This window comes from Wolbachia endosymbiont (group A) of Hedychridium roseum (genome assembly GCF_964028325.1).
Classification (GTDB): domain Bacteria; phylum Pseudomonadota; class Alphaproteobacteria; order Rickettsiales; family Anaplasmataceae; genus Wolbachia.
The window spans coordinates 604,526-627,010 of record NZ_OZ034755.1; the positions used below are offsets into that span (position 1 = coordinate 604,526).

Below are 22,485 nucleotides of genomic sequence, written 5' to 3' on the forward strand. Positions count from 1 at the left end.
TATTAGCAGAATCTATACCGCGAATAAATCTACAGATGTACGAACATTGTCTATCAGGAGGGTGTCATCCCAGTGCCCAGACACTGGGATCCAGGAATTTTATTAAGTTGGTAAGCATAAAAGTAGCCATTTTATGTAAAAATACAACATTTTGATGATTATGAAAAGGCTAGATTCCAGTGTCAAGCACTGGAATGACACCATTCGCTGTACAGTTTACCTTTAAAAATGAATGTTCGTACAGCTATGGAATAAATCGCGGTATAGCTATAGATAGTATCAGCTGTTTAATAAAAAGATCGTAGCTAAACCAAGAAACATAAGAGCTGAGAGAATATCAGTTGTTGCCGATGTTAGGATTGAAGAAGAAACTGCAGGGTCAGACTTTAAACGGTGAAGCATTATAGGAATGAAAGTTCCGATGAACGTTGCAATAATTGACATCATAATCATGGAGACCACAAAAATCATCTCCACTTTGAAATTGTGAAATCTTATTGCTAATACTACGAGTGAAATGGTAGATAAAATTACCCCGTTTATAAGACCTATTAAAAATTCTTTCATCAGTACTCTTTTTGCATTTTGCTCAGTTAGATATTTTGTTGCGATTGCCCGGATGGTTAGCGTTACTGTTTGGGATCCTGCATTTCCGCTCATTGATGCAATTATCGGCATGATTATTGGCAGTACTATAAAACTTTTTATTACATCATCGAAAAAGCCAACTACTATGGAACACATTGTTGCAGCTAAGAGGTTAAACAGTAACCAAGGTAGCCTTTTAATTATAGTTTTATGTATAGGGGCATTTATATCGGCTTTAGAAGATACACCGCTTATTTTGAGTACATCCTCTTCTGTTTCTTGTTGAACAACTTTTATCACATCTTCAATTAAGATCACACCAATAATTTTACCATTCTTATTTACTACCGGAGCCGATAATAGAGAGTAATCTTTAAATATTCTTGCTACTTCCTCTTGGTCTACTCCAGTTTTAATGATTTTTATGTCATGATCCATTATCTCTTTTATTATTGTGTCTCCTGAGTGAGATATTACCTTATTTAAATTAACACTGCCTACAGGCTCTAATTTTGAGTTGATAATGAATATCTGGTGAAATCTTTCTGGTATTTTTTTATAGTTGCGCAAGAATTCCATTAGCTGATTTATCGTCCAATAATATGGAGCTATAACCATATTTTTATGTATCAACCTTCCTGCACTTTCTTCTGGGTATGATAACAACTCCTCTACTAATTTTTGAGTTGCATTGGGTAAGTAGTTAAGTATGTTTTCTATAGACTTTCTATCCAAATCTTTCACTATGGTTACTATATCTTCTACATCAAGGAGCATTAGTAACTTTGCTGTATTTTCTATTCCCAATGTTTCTATGATCTCTCTTTGTAAATCTGGCACTACATGCACTAGGGCATCACTTAACAAATGTTGATCGAGGATATTAACTAATTTCTCCCTGTGATCACTGATTGAAGTAGATAAAAAATAAGCTAACTGAACGCTATCTATCGTTTTTACAATATTACAAACATTTTCTAGCTCCTCGTTATCAAGTGACTCTATTAAGTCATCAATAGCCTTTTTGTCTAAACCATAATGAGAACTTATTTTAATATTCATTACTTTACCTTATTTTTTAATAAATATACACACTTGATTTCCTTAAACATTAAAGTATAATGAAATTATTTTGAATTAACTATCATATGGTTAAATTTCTATTTTGTTTGCTGTTATTGTTAGTAATAGTAAATATATTAAAATCTAAAGTATAATGAAAACTTATTCAGAAATTTTCGAATACTTTCAAGGCTTAAATAAAAGTATTTCTCTTATCAGGAGGTGTCTTTGACATAGAAAAATTAAAGTTGCGTCTTGAAGAGCTGGATTCCCAAGCGTCGAATGATAATCTGTGGCAAGACAATCAAAAGGCACAAGAAATTTTAAAAGAACGTTCTAAAATTAAGCATGACGTAGAGTTGTTTTTAAAGTTGGAAAGCGATTACAACGATGCCATTAGCTTAATGAAGTCTGCTATTGATGAGAATGATGAAGAATTTTTCTCTGAAGTTGAAAGTGAATTAGCTAAGCTAGAGAAATTAATCAAACTTAAAGAGACAGAATCCTTATTTACTGGTGAAGCAGATAACAATAACTGCTTTTTAGAAATCCACTCAGGAGCTGGTGGAACAGAGAGCAATGATTGGGCTGAAATGCTGATGCGCATGTATGTAAGATGGGCAGAAATTTATCACAACTTTAAAGTTGAAGTTGTAGAAAAATTAGAAGGAGAGTCGGTTGGTATAAAGTCTGCAATGATAAAAATCGTTGGAGAAAAAGCTTATGGGTGGGCAAAAAGTGAAAGTGGAATTCACAGGCTGGTTAGAATATCGCCGTTTGATGCAAATGGTAAACGTCATACCAGTTTTGCAAGTGTAGGAGTAACTCCAGTGATAGAAGATTCAATTGATATTGCTGTGGATGAAAAGGATCTAAAGATCGACACCTACCGTGCTTCCGGAGCAGGCGGTCAGCACGTGAACAAGACTGAAAGTGCGGTACGCATTACGCATATTCCAACTGGTGTTGTAGTTCAATGCCAAAATGGTCGTTCTCAACACAGAAATAAGGATGAGGCGTTAAAATTACTTAAAGGACGTTTGTACCAAATTGAACTGGAAAAAAAAGAACAAAAGATGGCTGAAGAATATGGTAAAAAATGCGATATAGGCTGGGGCAATCAGATCAGATCGTACGTTATGCATCCATATCAAATGGTGAAGGATTTAAGAACTGGACATGAAGTGGGTAATATAAATTCTGTTTTTGATGGTAATATAGATTGTTTCATAGTTAGTGTGCTTACTAAGCAAAATTAGGTAGGGTTAACTTTCTTGTCATAATATATGATAATTAAAATATTGTTAAAGTAGGAGTAAAGTTATGACAATTGAACACGAGCAGTGGGAAAGAATGCTAAGTGCAATTGATGCTGACAAAAATTTAAGTAAAGATAACGTAATTGGGAAGATAAAAGAGAAATTATCACAATATTCAGATGAATATAAAGAGTGGGAAGGAGCTGGTTTTGGTGTAAACCACTTATTTGCAGTAGAATATGGATTATTGCATTTAGCTATCCACAATAATTTAGAAAATGTGGTGAATGCTCTATTGGGAGTAGAAGGAATCAATGCTAATGCAAAAAATGGATATGGAGACACTCCTTTATGTAAGGCTGCTCGTCGTGGCTGCACTAAAACAATAAGAGCTCTAATAGACAACGGAGCAGATGTTAATGAAAAAGATAATCATGAATGTACTCCTTTGCATTTGGCTTGTGAAAATGGTCAAACAGAAGTAGTAAATCTCCCATTGAAAAGAGAAGATATAGATGTTAATGCAATAAGTAAAGATGGGTATACTCCTTTACATTTGGCTACTGAAAAAGGTTACATAGAGATAGTAAAAACTCTAATAGAAGGAGAAGGAGATGTCAAAGCGGTAGATAAATATAGGAATACTCCTTTACATTTGGCTGCTAAAAAAGGTCGCATAGAGATAGTAAAAACTCTAATAGAAGCAGGAGCAAATGTTGATGCAATAGATAGAGATGGACGCACTTCCTTACATTTGGCTATTCAATATGGTTGTAAAGAAACAGTAAAAACTCTAATAGGAGCAGGAGCAAATGTTAATGCAGCAGATGAAGATAAACGCACTCCCTTGCATATAGCTACTCAATTTTGCCGTAAAGAGATAGTAAAAATTCTAGTAGAAGCAAGAGCAAATGTTAATGCAGCAGATAAATATGGATGTACTCCTTTACATTTTGCTGAAGATGCAGAGACAGTAAAAACTCTAATAGGAGCGGGAGCAAATGTTAACGCATTAGATAAAGATAAACGCACTCCCTTGCATAATGCCAAGAATGAAGAGACAGCAAAAGCTCTAATAGGAGCAGGAGCAAAGGTTAATGCAGTAGATAAAGATAAATGCACTCCCTTACATATGGCTGCTCGACGTGGTTGCAAAGAGGTAATTGAGACTTTAATAGGCAAAAGAGCAGATCTTTTGTCAAAGAATAATGATAATAAAATTCCGAGCGATTTTGACAAAAATCATTATATAGTTCGGCATGTGAATTTTCTTTTATCTGAAGAAAGAATGAAACGACATGACCAACAGGGTAAAATATCTCTTGTTGCTTTCAGTTTAACAATATTGTTTGGTACTGCTATAACGATAACACTTTTTGCAATTGGAACAATTACAGATGGGCTATATCCTGTAATAGGAGCAGTAGTTACAGTTGTAGCAGCAGCATTAGCGGTAGCTTATACTACAGTTAGAATGTTAGAACCTAGTACTAAAATGGATGAAACGAAAGAAGCGCAAAACGTAAATGGGAATGTGCAGGAAGTATTTCCTTAATATAATTCCAATTGTGGGATCTCTTATTCCATTTTATCAACAGTTTGTTTTGCAGTATCAAACAATTTTAATCCTATAATCCCGAATGTAACTAAAATAAAGCATATTACTTCGAATAAATTAACTGGTTCATTAAATAGATAAACTCCAAGTATCGAAGCTCCTATAGCACCTACTCCAGTCCAAATTGCATAGCATACTCCGATAGGTATAGAACGTATAGCGAGCGAAAGTAAATACGTACTAAGAGCCATGGAGAGTATGCTAATTATTGATGGTACGAGATGAGTAAATCCACAACTATGCTTAAGTGTTATGACCCAGAACACTTCAATTAGTGACGATAAGAGTAAATATATCCAATTCATGCATAAATTTTTAGGTTTAAATAGAGAGCTTTAGCCCTATGGTTCCTATTACAATTAAAATGATACATAAAACTTGAGATAAATTAATATTCTCTGTGAAAGCGGTTGCACCAATTATAGTTATTCCAATTGTGCATATTCCAGAGGAAACTGCATAGCATACTCTAATAGGTAGAAAGCATGCTGCAAGAGATAAAAAGTAAATGCTAATGATCATAATTACCAATGTTGCAATCGAAGGCACAACTTTAGTAAAACTGTTACTAAACTTTAACGTTACAGCCCACAGTATCTCTAGGATACTAGACAGCAACAAATATAACCAGCACATTTTCGTAACATTTCAATCTTGTATTGTAACAGAAATTGTTAGTTAAAACTATACTAAAGTGCAATAGATCTCTCTTTCGAAATTGCTTTGAAAGCCAATATATTAAACTTAAAATAACATTCTAAAAAACTTTTCTACGAAATTCAATTCCTGTACGTCATTTGCTGCATAAAGAGGCGTAGTTTGTTGCTCAACACCTGGTATTTCTACAAAAACTTTGCCCACTTCTTGACCTTTTTTAATGGGTGCAGGTATCATATCTTTATATTCAATACGCACCTTAATTTGGTCATGCAATTTGCGGTTGTAAGTTATGGTAACATCGTTTGCAACTGTAATAGGCACTTTTTTATCTTTTCCATAGAGAACATTTACTTCCTCAACTACACTGTCTTTAGCAAATATTTTCTTAGTATTAAAATGTTTTAAGGAGTATTGTATCAGTCTTTTTGCTTCTTCTATTCGCTCTTTCTCAGTGTTTAAACCATTTACGACAGCAAAAATTCTCCTATCATTTCGTTTTGCAGATGCTACAATGCCATAACCACCAGCATTTGTATAACCGGTTTTTAAACCGTCAACCCCAATGTCGTGAAAAAGTAGAAGATTTTTATTCTTTTGTGCAATTTCGTTATATGTCAAATATTGTTCAGAAAATAAATCGTAATATTCAGGAAAATCAGTGAAAATCCTTTTTGCCAGCATTACCAAGTCTTTTGCGCTCATAAAATGATCTCCATCTGGCCACCCGCTTGAGTTGACAAAATGACTGTCATTCAGGTTCAAATTTTGTGCAACCTCATTCATTTCAGCCACAAAATTCTCTTCTGATCCTGCAATACCCTCGGCTAGTGTTATGCAGGCATCATTACCTGAGACTATTGTAATTCCTTCGAGTAATTCCCTCACCGTAACGGATTGACCTTCTTTCAAAAACATAGAAGAGCCTTTTCTTTCCCACGCTTTTCTGCTTACTCGAAATTTATCCTCCATGTGTATTATTCCAGCTTTTAGATAATCGAAGGCTATATATAAAGTCATTAGCTTGCTCATTGAAGATGGGGCCATTTTTTCATCAGAATTATGGTCAAAAATGAATGAATCTGAAGCTAAATCTAAGACTACTGCTTGCTTTGCTTTGGTTCTAAACTGGTATGAGTATGAAGAAAAAGGAAGTATAAAAACTAATAGCAAAATTACCAATCTGCTTAACATATCTATAATTTTAAATTTACAGTGCACTAATTAATAGTATAATTTTACAGGGGCATTTCAATAGATCTCTTGCATAAAACTTGCTTGACAAACTCCGCCAGCCCCCTTATTATGATAGTGAAGGTATTCAGTTATCTTCATCTGTGCAGATTAAACAGCAAGAAAACAACGTAGTTGGCGTCTTATTTTTAATTTTTTGCACTATGTGCACCTTATGTCTTCACAACATTTCTGGGTTTTTACCTATATAAGCTGAAACGCGCTTATAAGTCGTTTAAGACAGTATAGTACGCCAATTTGCAGGATTAGAGAGTGACAACTAGCTAACACGGGGTTTCTTTTGCCTTTTTTTCTGTTTAGTAAATTTCTTAAACATTTAAACAAAGGTGAGTTGCATTTAAAAGCAGCTAAATTGCAGTGTTTAAGACTTAAAAAACGCCAATACTGAAAGTAGACAATGACTAGGGCTTCTTTTGCCTTTTTTTTCGTTTGGTAAATTTCTTAAATATTTATGGCTAAACGACAACCGTCATCCCGCTACGTGTTAGCGGGATCTCTTGTTAGCGGCTGAGATACCGCGAATGAATCGCGGTATGACGGTTAAGTATCCCGCTACGTGTTAGCGGCTAAGAGATACCGCGGCGGTATGACGGTGTAGATAGTAATTCGTCATCCCGCTACGTGTTAGCGGGATCTAGAGATACCGCGGCGGTATGACGGTCTGCAGCGATATGACGGTTCGCGGTGGCATGACGATAACTTCGTCATCCCGCTGCTTGTTAGCGGGATCTAGAGATACCGCGGCGGTATGACGGTCTGCGGCGATATGACGGTTCGCGGTGGCATGACGATAACTTCGTCATCCCGCTACTTGTTAGCGGGATCTATCCGCAGCGGTATGACGTAGGACTGCTGTCATCCCGCTGCTTGTTAGCTGATGAGATACCGCGAATGAATCGCGGTATGACGGTTCGTGGTGGCATGACGGGAAAGGAGTGGCGGTATGACGGTTCGCGGCGGCATGACGATAAGCCTCGTCATCCCGCTGCTTGTTAGCTGATGAGATACCGCGAATGAATCGCGGTATGAAGGTTAAGTAAGAGATCTATGCTAAGAGATACCGCGGGGTATGACGTAGTAGCTATTTCTTGTAATCAAGTTTCGTTAAAGGTCAGATTGAATGGTTAAATCTTCCACCCAAATAACCACACACTCTACTTGCTTGTTTGGATATATTTCTTGTACTAAGGTTTTATAGGTCAGCATTTGCTTTTTTATTTCATTTAATAAGGAAACAGAAACGTTACGGTGTGATTTGTAGTCAATTATGATCGCTTTATCTTGCGTTATGCATAGCCTATCTAGTCGTACTAATACTGGTTCGCCATCGATTATTCCACTCAGTGTAATCTCTGATTTGCCTTCTAAGTCAAACAAATAGCCATATTTTTCATTAAAGGCCAATATTTTACTGTAAATTTCATCCTTATCTTCACTGGTGTTTATATTGTCAAGATATTTTCTGACCCAGTTTTTTCTCCTTTCTTTTTCTATCTTGGGCATATATTGTAATATGCTGTGGATTATTAAGCCTCTTGTATAACCATCTGTCATCCAAGTAGCTGATGCTGATTTTCCTTCTTTTTTACTGGATCCCAGTGTCAAGCACTGGGATGACAGGGGAGGACGCTGGGATGACAAGGAAGGATGTTGGAATGACGAAAGAGGGCGCTGGAATGACATTGATAGGTTTGGCGGAAGGGAAATGACTGGAACGTCAAAATAATCACGTTTTTTATAAATGTAAGGGTAGTTTGCGTTCACACATAGCACTTCAACTTTTTCTTTAAATATTGGCTGTAAGTATGCTTGTTTCTTTTCATATGGTTCTCCATACTGAGTGATTAGATCATACCAAGAGCCCTTTTGCACTGGCTCTTTACTTAAGATGTATAACTCATCTTCAGCACGTGTGAGTGCTACGTATAATAAACGCAAATATTCGTTATAATCCTCTAGTTTTTTCTCTCTTTTTACTTGATCACAATAAGCGTTATTGTTTTTTCCACACCAAAATGGCACTTCCGTTCCATCAAAGATAATGCTTTCACTGTTTCTTGGCACTGTGTTTGTATCAACCAAAAATACTATGGGAGCTTGCAGACCTTTTGATTTGTGAATTGTCATTATTCGCACAGCATTGCGTTCTGATTGCATATCATTCTTAATCTCCGGGTTATTCTCCTTGATCCACTGAACAAACGCTTGAAGAGATGGGTTTTCAAATTGCAACACAAGGTTCATAAATTCGTCTAGAACCTCGAAGCACTCAAGACCTAGCCTTGCAGCAAATTTCTTCTTACCTGTACGCAATATATGTGTAAATAGTGCAAGAGGAGACTCTATGCGAGATAAGTTAATGAGATAGTTTAATTCACTATAGATAACCACAGAATAATCGCGAATTCTTTCCCATAGTGAATGCTCTTTACGGTCATATGCAATGTTAAATAAATCATCCTCGGTAAAATTGAATAACGGTGATTTTAAAGCATTTGCAAGAGCTAAATCATTTGCCTGGAGGAGTAAAAATTCGGCCAAAGCTATTAAGTCCTGCACGGCTATATAGTCCATAATTCTAAAATAATCTCGGCCTACAACTGGCACGTTTGCTTTTTTAAGTTCGCTTATTATGTAATCAACTAACACGTTTCGTTGCCGTACCAGAATCACAATGTCCCTTGGCTCTATATGGCGATCTTTAGCGACTAAAATCCGCCCTTCGTTTAACCAATTGTGAATTCTGTTGGCTATTGTTTGAGCAAGTAATCGATCTGTTATTATATAATTTTCCCTGCATGTCAGAGGAATTTGTAAAGCTCGCTGTTCTTTCTCTTTACACTTTGGTAACGCTGGCCAAATTTCAATATATCCTTGGTCATTCTCTCTATGTGGAACATGTTTTATTTCATTATCAACAAAAGATATTTCTGCGCGGAAGTTATTAAATATTCTATCTACAAGCATTAAAACTTCTGGAGTTGAACGAAATGACTTTTCAAGTTGGCATGATATCCAATCTCTGCCACCAGTTTTCGTATGAAAGTATTGTTGCATGTAGTTGAATAGATGGGGATTTGCTCCTTGAAATCTGTATATGGATTGTTTTACGTCACCAACTACAAATAAGGTTCGCTTTTCATCATTACCGGCAAAAAATTCATCGCAGAGATTTGTTATAATTTTCCATTGGCTGATGCTATTGTCTTGTGCCTCGTCAACAAGGATGTGATCTATTTTTTGATCCAAGTTAAACAATATCCAATCTTTGTAGTTTGGATTGCTGAGAAGATTTGTTGCTAAGCCAATTATATCATTGTAGTCAAGCAGTGCGTTTTTTGATTTTTCGCTACTATATAGATCAACATATACTTTAAATATACCAAGTAAGCTACTGGTTCTCTTGAATATTTGATAAGAGTTCATGTCTTTTATATGAGTAAACACTACATTCTGAACGCTCTCTATTATTTGCTCTGCATCTCTAAATTTTTCCAAAGTACTTTTTGTTGCAATGGATGATATGCTCTTTTTTTCGTGCGATTCTGATTTGAGAAATACCTTGGCTAGGTTTTCTATTTTGGTGTCATTCCAGCGCGTGACGCTGGAATCTACACTTCTTTTCTTCTGGATCCCAGTGTCAAGCACTGGGATGACAGTAGAATAAAGTATTTCACTATAACTCTGATCTCTTTTACTGCCTTCACTTAATATCTCGGCTAATCTTTTTATGTGCTCAGTCGTTTCACTCTGTAAGTCATGAATTTCATCTGGAGCACTGAGTTTATCTTTGATATATTCTGAATCATTTTCTGATATCGATCTTTTTATACATAAAGTATAAAGCAAATCGCGTAGCTTATTTTCATCAAATTCAGCCGCAATAAGATTGATATCATCCTGCACAGTTTCGTTATGAAGCACTTTATTGAATATGATGGAATGTAATTCTTTACATTCACTCAGCGTACAATTTGGGGCGATGCCAGCTTCTATGGGAAAGTTGGAAATTAGTTTGTAACAGAAAGCGTGTATGGTTTGTATAGTTAGACCAAGATTTTCCAATTCAGAGAAAAGCCTTCTTGCTCTTGTTAAATAATCTTTATTTTTTCTGGATCCCAGTGTCACGCACTGGGATGACAAATAGGGGTGCTGGGATGACGTCGAAGGGTGAGCTACTGGATTTTCACTTAAATCGTGATTATGTGGTGCTATCACCTCAGCATCATTCTCCGTTATTTCTGCGTCATCCCCTGTCATCCAAGTAGCTGACACTGGGATCCAGGTTTCTTTTTTTCTGATTTGCAATAGGTCTAGTTGTTCCAGATCCATTATTAATTCACTTTCTGAGCATATTGCCCACTTACTGAGTATGCTGTGAATGCGATTCTCCATCTCGTTTGCTGCAGCGTTGGTGAACGTTAAGCAGAGAATATTTCTTTTGTTTTCTAATAAAAGTCTCAATACTCTGTCTATTAAGATTTTTGTTTTGCCTGTACCAGCGGACGCATTTACCCATACAGAGAAATTGGGATTTATGGCATTTGATCTCATCAGAAGTGCGAAAACCTTATAGAAGTTGACTAAAATAGCATTATACATATAATGTAAAAATAATCTTAGTGAAGATATATAATGAAAAGTTTTTGTGTAAAGGCGCCTGCAAAAATCAATCTTTTTTTGCATGTTGTAGACAAAAAAGAAACAGGGTATCACTTGATTGAAGGTTTATTTGTCTTTGCTAATCTCTCTAATTTTTTGGAAATAAAAGTAGGTGAGAAGGATTCTAGATACGATAACTCTACAGTTGAATTTGTAAATTCCGAACTTAGAATTAATAACAGGTACAACACCGTAATGAGAGCAGTTAATCTATTGCTTAGATATGCTCCTGCGCGAACTAAAGTCATTGTAAAGGTTGTGAAAAATATACCAATTGCTGCGGGTTTGGGCAGTGGCTCCTCAGATGCTGGAGCTGTGGTACGCATACTAGGGAAGCTGTGGAAGATTGATAGGACGATTTTAAATGAAATAGCTTTAAGCGTTGGTGCTGATGTTCCTGCGAGTATAGATAGCAAGCCAGTTTTTGTTAGAGGTATTGGTGAAGAGTTGTGTCCCATAAAAAAATTCTCTCTACCCACAAATATAGTACTGGTGAAGCCGAAAAAAAAGTTTTTGAGCACACTAGAGGTATTTTCCAAACATGAAGGAGAATTTTCTGAGCCAATTAAATGGAGCGATGACGCTGAAAAGGATTTGTTGAAGTTTCTTAAAGAGACGAGAAACGATCTTCAAGAAATAGCAATAAGCCTTGTACCTGAAATTCAGGATGTGATATCAACACTTGAGTCACAAGAAGGCTCTATACTTTCTCGCATGTCAGGCAGTGGTGTATCATGCTTTGGAATATTCGATAGTGAGGAAAATGCAAAAGCTGCTGCAGTTAATATCAGAGAAAAGCAACCAGAATGGTGGGTATGTGACACTCAATTAATAGTTTGACTTTATGCCCTTAATTTCCGAGAATAAAAATCTTATAAATGGTTACAGGGAAGGAAAATTTTTGGTGAATAATAGAGAATATTGCGGCTCAATTATAGTTTTTCCTGAAAAGGTGATTAAATTGAAAGAAAGTGATATAAATAGCAAGGAACATTTTAAATCTTTTTTAACAGAGGAAATAGAAATTTTGATAATAGGTACTGGTAAAACACGCAATATACCAAGTTCTTCAGTGAAGTCCTATCTTATGGAACAAAAAGGTTTAAATTTTGAATTTATGACAACCGGTGCAGCATGCAGAACCCATAACGTTTTAATATCCGAAGATAGATTTGTTGTCAGTTATCTAATAGCCATATAGCATGCTTGAAATGTTTACCCAGGACTTTTTCATCAATAGTCTAGTTGCAGTAGTCGTAATTAGCCTAGTAACAGGCGCTTTAGGATCGTTTATGATATGGCAAAGGTTATCTTATCTTGGTGATAGTTTGTCCCATTCTTCGTTGCTTGGTGTTGCACTTGCTTTAATCTTTAAGATTAGCCCATCGCTTAGCATAATGCTCATTGCAATTACATTTGCTATACTACTTTCTCTTAATTTTAACAGATTATATTCTGCTGATACGATATTGAACATTGTTACCAATGTAGTTTTATCATCGAGTTTAATACTTATGTCTTTTCTTCCATCGGGCAATAATAGTATTATTAGCTCACTGTTTGGTGATATATTAACGCTCGATCAAAGTGATATAATATTGATTTTTTTAATCTCTGTAATAGTTACTTTGATATTAATATTTAGATGGCGTTATTGGTTAATAATTTCAATTAATCAAGATTTAGCAGTAGTTGAGAAGATTAATGTTAATTTTGTTAGACTAGAATTTTTAATCACTCTTGCTATATTTATAGCAATTGCTGCCCAATTAATAGGAATATTACTCATTGCTGCATTTTTGCTAATACCAGCAGCATCTGCAAGGCTCATTTCGAAAACTCCAATGCAGATGATTATTGTTGCAACAGTTTTTTCTGTGATTTCTGGGATATCAGGTCTGATGTTATCTGCAAGTTTTGATTTGTTAACTGGACCTGCAATTATACTTGTTGCAGCCGTATATTTAATTATCGCTTATTTTATAAGGTTAGTATTAAGCAGGTTGGCTTGATTTTAGTCTCGAATGTTAATAATTTTGTAATATACTCATTATAAAACATCACTATCTTAGCACAAAATAGTCTTTGCTATATTATTGTTTATGTGCTAATGATAAGCTGTTAATTTTATGGAGTAAGCAATATGAGCGAAGAAGGATTTTTTTCCAAATATATATCTCAACCTGTGAAAAAATTTTATAATTATATTACAGGAAAAACAGAAGAGTCGGATAATGTGCAGAGTACGGCAGATGATGTGCACAATATTGCGCAAGAAAACTCAGAGTCTTTGGATACTCATGTACAATCAAATGAGAATGATATCATATAGATGGCATGAGGGTCATACCATCCAAAGTTAAAAAATTCCTAGAGAAACCTGATGCTTTAAGTGGTGTGTTAATTCATGGAAGTGATAACAGTAGGGTTGGTTTTTATGTACAAGAAATAATTGCCAATTTGGATGAGTATTCAGTTCAGGTGATGGATTTTGCAATAGTGAATAAGTCACCCGGTTTACTGTTTTCTGAATTGGCAAACATTTCGATGTTTACCAGCAAAAAATTAATTAAGCTGATAAATGTGAGTGGAGGTATATCCAAAGAGTTAAAAAACGTATTGGATTATAACGCAAGTGGTCACTATGTAATGATGGTAGCAAGTGATCTTCCATATAATTCTGCGACTAAAAGTTATATGGAGAGTTCAAAAATTTTTGGTGTGATTGCTTGCTATAAGGACAGCAACAGCAATCTTTATGACATTATATCAAGTTACTTAAAACAAAATGATATAAAATGCACAAATGAGATAATCTACCATTTGCAATCTTACTTTAATCATAGCAAGCTGCCTATATGTTCAGAACTTGAGAAGTTAGTTTTGTACTTAGGGGAGAGAAAAGACCTAAAACTTACTGATATAGAATTATGCTTTTCAACTTCCGGCAACGACTATGCTACACTTGATGATCTATGCTCTGCCATAGCAAGTAAAGATATGTCGCGCTTCATTAGAATTTCTGATGCATTGATATCGCAAGAAAATTTTTCACCGATAGCGCTAATTCGCATTATATCAAATTATTTCCTACGCCTTGAAAACGTTTTGCTGTCAGTGCAAGGTGGAATGAGTGAGCAGGCTGCGATTGATCAGCTAAGCCCTCCATTGTTTTTTAAACAATTGCAGAGCTTTAAATCTCATTTGAAAAGTTTGCAACTTTCAGAACTTAAAAAGATTTTGGAAGAATTGATAAGCTTAGAAGTTACCTGTAAAAAAACTGATTTAGATCATAAAATGATTTTTCAGCAGGTGATTTGTCATATTACAAATACAATTACTTGCTATAGCTAACAAAAATAAGGTGTAACCAGACTGCATTCTGTGATTTTTAGCAAAACATGATCTTTCATTTGAGCTTTCTTCAATTTAAAATAAATACAGAAAATTGCTGCCTATAGCTAAACTGACTTAGATTTACCGACAATTTGAAAAACCGTCATTCCGCTACTAGTTAGCGCCGCGGCGGCATCCTCGTCATCCCGCTACTTGTTAGCGGGATCTATGCTAAGAGATACCGCGGCAGCATAGCTATAGCTATCTTCAAAAATATGGTTGAATAATTGTTAATAATAGTGTATAATTATTAATATTTTCAAGCATTTTTGCCATGGCTCTTTCAAAATTTCTCGATCCTCGCAATGATTTGTGTTTCAAAAAAATCTTTGGAACGGAAAAAAATAAGAATATCCTGATCCACTTTTTGAACGATATTTTAGGGTTTACTGAGATAAATACAATACAAGAAGTTGAGTTTCTTAGCACTATTATGGATCCCGAAGTTGCCTCTGATAAACAAAGTATTGTTGATGTTCTCTGCAAGGATTCTCACGGAAATAGATATATAGCAGAAATGCAGCTCGCTAGAGACAAGGGCTTCGAAAAACGCGCTCAATTATATGCCGCTAAAGCCTACTCAAGACAATTAGATAAATCTGGCAACTACATTGATTTAAAGAAAGTCTTCTTTATTGCTATATCAAATTGTAACTTACTTCCTGAAGAAGTTGGTTATATCTCTACTCACAATATACGTGATATAAAAACTAACGGCCATTACTTAAAAGATTTTCAATTTATCTTTATAGAATTGCCCAAATTTTCAAAAAGTAAAGTAGAGCAGTTAGAAAGTATAGTAGAAAGGTGGTGTTTCTTTTTTAAATACGCAGAAGAAACAACAGAAGAGGACTTAAAAGAGATAGCAGAAAAAGCGCCAATAATAAAGCTAGCATATGATGAATTAGACAAGTTTCGTTGGAACGAAAAAGATTTAGTAGCTTACGAAGAAAGAATAATGGATCTACGGAAAGAAGAAGCCATTCTTGAATACAGACTTGATCTTGCTGAAGAGAAAGGTATACAAAAAGGTATAGAGAAAGGAAAAATTGAAGGGAAAATTGAAGTCGCAAAAGCAATGCTGGCTAATAATGTTGATGTCAACACTATTGTCAAGTTTACTGGCCTTTCTATTAGTGAGATTGAAGAATTAAGTGGAAATCTGTGAACGGTTACACTTGGAAAACCTTTGTGGCATAATTTAAGTGGGCAGCGTAGTCTACGATTACCGCATAATTTACTATATAGATATTCCAGAACATATAGACTTCAATTGAACACAGAAAAGATTCTTATCAAAGTTAATTACCCTTATTGTCAATAACTATTAGCTACAGACCAGTTCTTGTTAAGTTACAGTAAAGAAATGAGTCATATATAGCTAAACTGACTTAGATTTACCGACAATTTGAAAAACCGTCATTCCGCTACTAGTTAGCGCCGCGGCGGTATGACGTGTTGCTTGGGTCAGCTATAGCTAAAGTAACTTAGGTTCACCGACAATCGTCATTCCGCTAATAGTTAGCGGAATCTATCCGCAACGGCATGACGTGTTGCTTGGGTCAGCTATAGAATATAGATCAGAAGTGACAGAGCTTAAAAAAAGGCATAACATTCTTAATAAACGTAAAAAGCTTTATGAAAATCAGAGTTGGAGTAATAGGCTGCTTAGGCAGAATGGGCAAGAAAATACTCAATGAATTAATTACAAATGCCGAAGTGGAAATAGCAGGTGCTGTTGCCCGTTCAGGCAGTAAGTACATAGATTCAGATATTGGACCAATTATAGCCAATCTAGGAATCAAGGTTACAAGTTCTATTAGTGGCATATTTGAGTTATCCGACGTTGTAATAGATTTTACAACTAAAGAATGTATGTTAGACTGCCTTAAAGCAGCTGTAAAATTTAAAACACCGCTGGTTAGTGGCACAACTGGAATAGAAGGTGTCGATTTGAAAGAATATGCTGCTGAAGTTCCAATATTATGGTCAGCAAATATGAGTGTTGGGGTTAATGTGTTGCTGAAATTGGTAAAAAAAGCTGCTGAGCTTTTAGGTAATGAATATGACGTTGAGATTTGGGAAATGCATCATAACTTAAAAAAGGATTCACCATCTGGAACAGCTATAGAACTTGGCAAAACAATTGCTAACGCTTCAAAAGTGGATTTTCAGTCCAATCAATATTTACATAGTGGTTCAAACATAAGAAAAAAGGGGGGAATAGGTTTTGCAGTATCTCGTGGAGGTGGAGTAATAGGAGATCACAGCGTGATGTTTGTTAATTCTGATGAACGGATAGAACTAAACCACAAAGCAATTGATCGCACAACATTTGCTAGAGGAGCTGTTCAAGCAGCAGTATGGCTATATGAAAATAAAAGAGAAATTCCGGGGCTCTATTCAATGCAGGATGTGATATGAGCAATACACGTGCCTCTGTTAAAGATTTAAATCTCTGGTATGGCTCTAAGCAAGTTTTATTCGATATAAATTTGAATATTTATAAAAGAAAAGTTACTACTTTTATCGGACCATCCGGGTGCGGTAAATCAACATTTTTGCGTTGTTTTAATCGTATGAATGACTATGTACCTGGATGCAAAACTGTTGGTGAATTAGATATCGATGGGCTGGGTGATATATATTCACGCGATATGGATGTTGTGCTACTCAGAGCAAAAGTTGGCATGGTATTTCAAAAGCCAAATCCTTTTCCAAAATCAATATATGACAATGTTGCTTATGGGCCAAAACTGCATGGTATGGTGAAGGATAAGCAAAAATTGAATGAGATGGTGGAAAATAGTTTAACTAAAGTTGGCTTATGGGAAGAATTAAAAGACAGATTGCAAGATAGTGCACTCGATTTATCCGGTGGCCAACAACAGAGGCTATGCATCGCTCGCGCAATTGCAGTGAAGCCAACTATTTTATTAATGGATGAACCGTGCTCCGCTCTTGATCCAATGGCAACCAATGCAATCGAAAATCTTATACAAGAGCTGAAATTAAGGTTTACTATAATTATGGTAACTCATTCAATGAAGCAAGCTAAAAAGTTATCTGATAGTGTAATTTTCTTTCATAATGGCAGAATTGTTGAGTCTGGAAGCACTCAAGAAATATTCGAAAATGCTCAATCTCCCTTAACAAAGGAGTATATCCTGGATCATTAGGTTTCTGTCATCAAAGTAGCTTGGCTACTTTAAAAAATGTATCCGTATGCCGTATTTGTCATTCAGCATGGTAGCGGTTGGATCATTCAAAAAATACCACTTCATTCTTTTTGCTTCTAACTTTTCTATTTTTTACTGTAAATTTTTGCAGAGTTCTCTCACATTTACTCTCTGATTACCTTTTTGTCTTGCTTTGTTTATCTGTTTTAACACTCCACTAAACGGATACCCAATTGTTCAACACTGTCTATTTCAATTTGTAAAGTGTCCTTTATAAACTTATCAGCCTGGTCTGTACTCATAAAAACTGTATGTTTATTGGGCATTAATTTTTCTATAGTGGCTCTATCTTTTTCGTCATATGTATATTTAAGAAGCTCATCAATTTCTTTGTCCTTCAGATGAGATGTGCAATTATAGCTATGCTTTTTGAGATCCAGAAATTTAGCAAAGCTATTACAATCGTTCTCATGGTGAAAGGTTACATTTATACCTACTATTTCGTCCGTTTCTTGCAACTTTCCATCTTTAGCTATCTGTGCCTTAGCAAGCGCAACTGTAGGTTTATGGCCATAATTTGCTCCAATAATCCTTCTTATTGAGTGTTCTATTGCCATTTTTTGCACTTTGGGATTTTCATCGAACTCTTTCAAAAAATTAAGGTGTAAGTTAATATATTCAGAGTATTTCAACCTGTGTTTTTTATGTATAGTTGGTTTGCAGGGCAGTTCATTTGTAGGTGACTTATAGCTTGCAAGAAGCAACTTTTGTTCATACTGTTCATTATATTCTTTTACCCCTTTAAAATGTCTTTCATATTGAGTCAATCCATCTTTTCCTTTTTTCTCCATCCTTTTCAAGAATTCCTCTGCTGGCTCTTGTTTAGCTGGAATAATTTTGCGTATAAACGGAATTTGTTTTTGCAAGCCAACCCAATATGGTAAGCAGACAACTTTTGCATCTTTCGAAAATAGACCTTCTAATTTTTTCACTGCATTGTATAAGTTTGCTGATTCTGGTTTATAATGCCCACTATTATTGTCTATATAAGTTATTTTACCATTTACCACTTTTATTAAACCAGAACATAAAACTGGCCTACCACCTGCAAGAGTTGAATGACGATAAGCCCACTCGTTTTTATTAACATTAATATGTTCATGAGTTACCAATCTGCCATCAAGCGTGATCACATAAGCTACACAACCTTTTTTACCCTTACTAATTTTATCAGTTGTATCATATAGCTTGCCTTCTAAGTCGTATAACCTTAGTTCCCCATCTTCCTCACCAATAAATTTGCTTTGATCAAACTGTTCATCAGAGTTAAAATACTTAACCTTTGTATTAGTTCTAGGAATTTTTCTTCCTTTAACTCCAACTTCTGAAAATAAATTATAGCGTGGAAAAAAATATGTAAATTTACTTTCTATCCAGTGTAAAATTCTGTTTATAATACCAAAAACTTTTTTGTTACCTAAATCAATAGAGAGTTGCTGTTCTTTTGGTACTGTTTTATGATTGGACTTTGTACCAGATTTGCCAAATTCTTTGGCAGCATATTTAAACTTTTCTAGTAAATATTCCTTACGCTCTTTTGATACTGACATTTTTACCTCACCAACTATTATTTTATATTATCTTAGACAAAAAGTCAACTTTTTCCTTAATATATTAATAAATAGCTATTTCATTTGCAGCATTGAGCACAATACTATTTGTTTGTGGAGCAGAAGAACTTCCATGTTAGCGCAGGAAAACGCCTATGGTCTGGCTCTTGAATAGTTATGTAAGAAGTCTAATCCACTTTCAGTTCCTCAGTATGTAAATTGCGTGGTAAAGATTCTAATTCCTTTGCAGCACTTAAACTTTTATTTTTTGCATGTATACCAAGCTTATTGAATTCTCGGGCAGCAGGAAACACCCTTGCTTCAAGCGAACCAGCAGTTTTATTATAATGATCGACAGCACTTTTTAAGCTCCTGCGCAAATTATCAAAGTTTTCGCCCATTGTGCAAATGCGCTCATATAAAATATGACCTAGTTCACTGATTTTCTTTGCATTTTCAGCTATCATCTCTTGCTTCCATCCATATGCTATTGCTCTCAGCAATGCAATTAGAGTGATCGGTGTTGCAATGATCACTTTTTTTTCCACTCCAATCTCTATCAAAGCAGGCTCATATTCCAGTGCTGCGCTAAAAACCCCCTCCCCTGTTAAGAAAAGCACCACAAGTTCTGGCGTATTTTCAAATTGATTCCAATACTCTTTTTTACCCAAGTCATTTATGTGTTTTTTTATTGCCAGGGAATGATTCTTTAATTTCTCCTTTTGTATTTGCAAATCATTTTGTGATATAGCATCCATGTAAGAATCAAGCGGCACTTTAGCATCTATTATTATTTGCTTTCCAGATGGCATTTTGATTATTAAATCAGGACGCAATAAATTATCCTCGTTTTTATCAACCACTGACGGCTGAGTAAAAAAATCGCAATATTCAATCATTCCCGCCATTTCTACCACTCTCTTTAACTGCATTTCACCCCATTTTCCTCTAATGTGGGGCTTTCTCAAGGCATTAGCAAGGCTAGAAGTTTGGTTCATCAGCGCTCCAATTTGCTCCTTTAAACCTTCATAGGCCCCTACCCTCTCCTTTTCTAGCTCACGTATTTCGTTATCGAATTTTTCTAATTTTTCTTTTATTGGCGTTACAACTTCGTTGATCGTTGCTTGTCTTTTTTTGAAATCGCTTTCTGTTTCTTTTAATTTACTATCGATTACTTCCTTTGCTAAGTTCAGAAAATTATTGTTATTTGTCTGCAAAGCATCAAGAGAGAGCGCTTTAAAAGTGTTTGTTAATCTCTCCTCTGCTTTTGTTAGTAACTCTATTTCCTTTTTCTTTTCCTCACGTTCTTTTTGCAGAGTTACTTCAAGCTCTGCTCTTTTGACCCTTAAATCAACTATTTCTTCATTCTTTGTAAGTAAAGTTTGCTTTGTTTCTTGAAGCTCACGCTCTAATTTACATAAATTACCCTCAAGGTTTGCTTTCTTTTCGCTCAGTTTTTTTACAATAATGTAGAAAAATAGTAATAGAGAGACAACCAGAGCTATAGAATTGAAAAGCATCAGAATAAAAAAACTGCGTTTACAATTCTATATGATTTTTGTGTGTATAGCTATAAGTAACAACGTCATACCGCACACAACTGTACGAATGTCTAGTTTAGTTATAAAATGTATATAAAATATTAACCGCTGATGTCATCCCAGTGCGTGACACTGGGATCCAAATTTTTTAGACTGGATCTTATGGTCAAGCCCACAGATGTATGAACATTGTCTACCAGGAGGGTGTCATCCCAGTGCGTGACACTGGGATCCAGGAATTTTATTAAGTTGGTAAGCATAAAAGTAGCCGTTTTATGTTAAAATACAACGTTTTGATGATTATGAAAAGGCTGGATTCCAGACTGGAATGACAAGAAGAGGGCATGGGATGACAGGAGCGGAGCTATACAAAAAGAAGTAAAACGGCTCTAAAGATGATGCTATAGAAGTTTTTAGTACTTGCTCGCAACTTTCAACAATTTAATAGCACTGGTGTTTACAACCTCTCCGCCGACACGCTTAGTGACAAAAAACCTCACATAAGGTTTATTCGTATAAGGGTCTCGTAATATTCTCATTCCTCTGTTATCTACAATCTTATAAGCTTGTTTGAAATCTGCCATCGCAATTACCGGTAGCTGATTGTTTGGCACCGGTGGCATATCGGCAGATTGATATACTGGTATTCCCATTAAGGTATCTGGAGCTTCAAGCGACAAACTTGGTTGCCAAAGATATTGACCTGTTTGAGCTTTTAGTAGCCTAACATTCTTCAACGTACTCCTGTTCATCAAAAATGATGCATTTTTGGAATAATATTCATCCAGAGAGTAATACAATATCATTATTGAATCGCTATCCAATTTTTCAGTTTTAACTTGCTCTATTTTATTGTAGCCCTTTCCATTATCATAAGCTAAAATTCCTTTGGGTTGAAAAGTGCCATCACCCTTAATGAAGGCTTCGTTTTCTTTCTTACTAAAAGTCTCGGCAATCTTTTCCACCAGCCAACTCTCAACATCGACAAACGCATCATCGAGTAACTTTTGTGATATCTGTGGTTGAGCATATAACTCGTAAGTCGTGATAGGAATCTTTTGGATTTTAGGCGTGTCCGTATCTTTTGCAAAATCATACTTAGATTTATTGCCACCGTCCTCATCATCTACTGTTTCACTGCTCCAACCTGCACCGGCACGGTCAAAATCTTCTATAATGTAATCCAATGTTTCAGTAGAGATTCTTTGACTGGAGCATATTTGTCGCATTGGGGACGAATCAGTTACGCGCTTGTTTATGCGTTTTACAATATGCGGAGTAACTAGATACCCTCCGATATCATTATCATCTCCACTGAGGGTTTTGTGTGATAAACCGCTTTCCATTCCCTTGCGGATATAATCAGAAAAATATTTATCACTTGTGCTAAAATCTGTATTTACTTCTGGACGTTGAGCTGCAGTTTCGATCAAGTCTAAACGCTCTTTGCAACTATCAATGGCATTATTTACCTTGCATAGCTGCTCAATCGTTGCAGAATCAGCACGCCCTTTGCTCTCAATTTCTTTTAATTTGCGATCATTTATTAATTTAAATTGCTCCCATGATGAAGCGAGTTCATTGATACGGTGAGCGATATCGGTAAGTGACATAATAGCCTCCTTTGAAAATAAAATTAGAATGGAAATAAGGTAATAG

18 protein-coding genes are annotated in these 22,485 nt (G+C 35.5%); 10 read left to right on the forward strand and 8 right to left on the reverse strand.

All coding sequences use genetic code 11. The annotated features are described in order from the left end of the window. Positions 1-279 precede the first annotated feature (279 nt). Positions 280-1,650 carry a magnesium transporter gene (gene mgtE / locus ABWU23_RS02890; RefSeq protein WP_353270771.1) on the reverse strand — a complete coding sequence of 457 codons (1,371 nt, stop codon included), beginning with the start codon at positions 1,648-1,650 and terminating at the stop codon, positions 280-282. Positions 1,651-1,804: 154 nt separating this feature from the next. Here mgtE and prfB point away from each other — a divergent pair. Beyond that, positions 1,805-2,909 (forward strand): peptide chain release factor 2 gene (prfB, locus tag ABWU23_RS02895; RefSeq protein WP_253308929.1). Its coding sequence is split into 2 segments (ribosomal slippage): positions 1,805-1,879 and positions 1,881-2,909, totalling 1,104 coding nucleotides; the frame shifts between segments, so codons are not numbered across the junction. Between the two features lie 64 nt (positions 2,910-2,973). Next, positions 2,974-4,464, forward strand: a complete 1,491-nt coding sequence (locus ABWU23_RS02900) for an ankyrin repeat domain-containing protein (RefSeq protein ID WP_353270772.1) — start codon at positions 2,974-2,976, stop codon at positions 4,462-4,464. A 23-nt stretch (positions 4,465-4,487) separates the two neighbouring features. On the opposite strand, the gene ABWU23_RS02905 is transcribed toward ABWU23_RS02900, so the two are convergent. The 4 genes from ABWU23_RS02905 to ABWU23_RS02920 form a co-directional block, all read right to left on the reverse strand. Next, the gene (locus ABWU23_RS02905) at positions 4,488-4,832 is read right to left on the reverse strand and encodes a DMT family transporter (RefSeq protein ID WP_264732404.1); all 345 of its coding nucleotides are present in this window, start codon (positions 4,830-4,832) and stop codon (positions 4,488-4,490) included. A 16-nt stretch (positions 4,833-4,848) separates the two neighbouring features. Next, positions 4,849-5,163, reverse strand: a complete 315-nt coding sequence (locus ABWU23_RS02910) for a DMT family transporter (RefSeq protein ID WP_064124961.1) — start codon at positions 5,161-5,163, stop codon at positions 4,849-4,851. 108 nt (positions 5,164-5,271) lie between these two features. Next, positions 5,272-6,378, reverse strand: a complete 1,107-nt coding sequence (locus ABWU23_RS02915; protein ID WP_253308928.1) for a D-alanyl-D-alanine carboxypeptidase family protein — start codon at positions 6,376-6,378, stop codon at positions 5,272-5,274. A 1,164-nt stretch (positions 6,379-7,542) separates the two neighbouring features. Continuing rightward, entirely contained in the window at positions 7,543-10,992 is a 3,450-nt protein-coding gene (locus ABWU23_RS02920) for a UvrD-helicase domain-containing protein (RefSeq protein WP_353270773.1), read from the reverse strand. Positions 10,993-11,073: 81 nt separating this feature from the next. Here ABWU23_RS02920 and ABWU23_RS02925 point away from each other — a divergent pair, with 81 nt between their 5' ends. From ABWU23_RS02925 to pstB, 8 genes are all read left to right on the forward strand, one after another. Beyond that, the gene (locus ABWU23_RS02925) at positions 11,074-11,940 is read left to right on the forward strand and encodes a 4-(cytidine 5'-diphospho)-2-C-methyl-D-erythritol kinase (RefSeq protein WP_253307339.1); all 867 of its coding nucleotides are present in this window, start codon (positions 11,074-11,076) and stop codon (positions 11,938-11,940) included. 4 nt (positions 11,941-11,944) lie between these two features. After that, positions 11,945-12,301 (forward strand): Mth938-like domain-containing protein, encoded by a 357-nt coding sequence (locus tag ABWU23_RS02930; RefSeq protein ID WP_253307338.1) that lies wholly within the window; start codon positions 11,945-11,947, stop codon positions 12,299-12,301. Between the two features lies 1 nt (position 12,302). Next, entirely contained in the window at positions 12,303-13,112 is an 810-nt protein-coding gene (locus tag ABWU23_RS02935) for a metal ABC transporter permease (RefSeq protein WP_353270774.1), read from the forward strand. 131 nt (positions 13,113-13,243) lie between these two features. Next, positions 13,244-13,432, forward strand: coding sequence for a hypothetical protein (locus tag ABWU23_RS02940; RefSeq protein ID WP_096618007.1), 189 nt, complete (start codon positions 13,244-13,246; stop codon positions 13,430-13,432). A gap of 5 nt (positions 13,433-13,437) precedes the next feature. Next, a complete protein-coding gene (holA, locus tag ABWU23_RS02945; RefSeq protein ID WP_253307336.1) occupies positions 13,438-14,454 on the forward strand; it encodes a DNA polymerase III subunit delta in 1,017 nt (338 codons plus the stop codon). 316 nt (positions 14,455-14,770) lie between these two features. Then, entirely contained in the window at positions 14,771-15,664 is an 894-nt protein-coding gene (locus ABWU23_RS02950; RefSeq protein ID WP_353270775.1) for an Rpn family recombination-promoting nuclease/putative transposase, read from the forward strand. Between the two features lie 470 nt (positions 15,665-16,134). Continuing rightward, complete coding sequence (dapB, locus tag ABWU23_RS02955) at positions 16,135-16,920, forward strand: 4-hydroxy-tetrahydrodipicolinate reductase (RefSeq protein WP_253307334.1); 786 nt, start codon at positions 16,135-16,137, stop codon at positions 16,918-16,920. After that, complete coding sequence (gene pstB / locus ABWU23_RS02960; RefSeq protein WP_253307333.1) at positions 16,917-17,675, forward strand: phosphate ABC transporter ATP-binding protein PstB; 759 nt, start codon at positions 16,917-16,919, stop codon at positions 17,673-17,675. The genes dapB and pstB overlap by 4 nt, the downstream gene beginning before the upstream one ends. Before the next feature lie 206 nt (positions 17,676-17,881). On the opposite strand, the gene ABWU23_RS02965 is transcribed toward pstB, so the two are convergent. From ABWU23_RS02965 to ABWU23_RS02975, 3 genes are all read right to left on the reverse strand, one after another. Next, positions 17,882-19,285 carry a hypothetical protein gene (locus tag ABWU23_RS02965; RefSeq protein ID WP_353270776.1) on the reverse strand — a complete coding sequence of 468 codons (1,404 nt, stop codon included), beginning with the start codon at positions 19,283-19,285 and terminating at the stop codon, positions 17,882-17,884. Positions 19,286-19,473: 188 nt separating this feature from the next. After that, positions 19,474-20,805: a DNA recombination protein RmuC gene (gene rmuC / locus ABWU23_RS02970; RefSeq protein WP_253307331.1), complete on the reverse strand. Its 1,332-nt coding sequence runs from the start codon at positions 20,803-20,805 to the stop codon at positions 19,474-19,476. A gap of 434 nt (positions 20,806-21,239) precedes the next feature. Beyond that, on the reverse strand, positions 21,240-22,439 hold the full coding sequence (locus ABWU23_RS02975) for a phage major capsid protein (RefSeq protein WP_353270777.1): 1,200 nt from the start codon (positions 22,437-22,439) through the stop codon (positions 21,240-21,242). Positions 22,440-22,485: the final 46 nt, after the last annotated feature.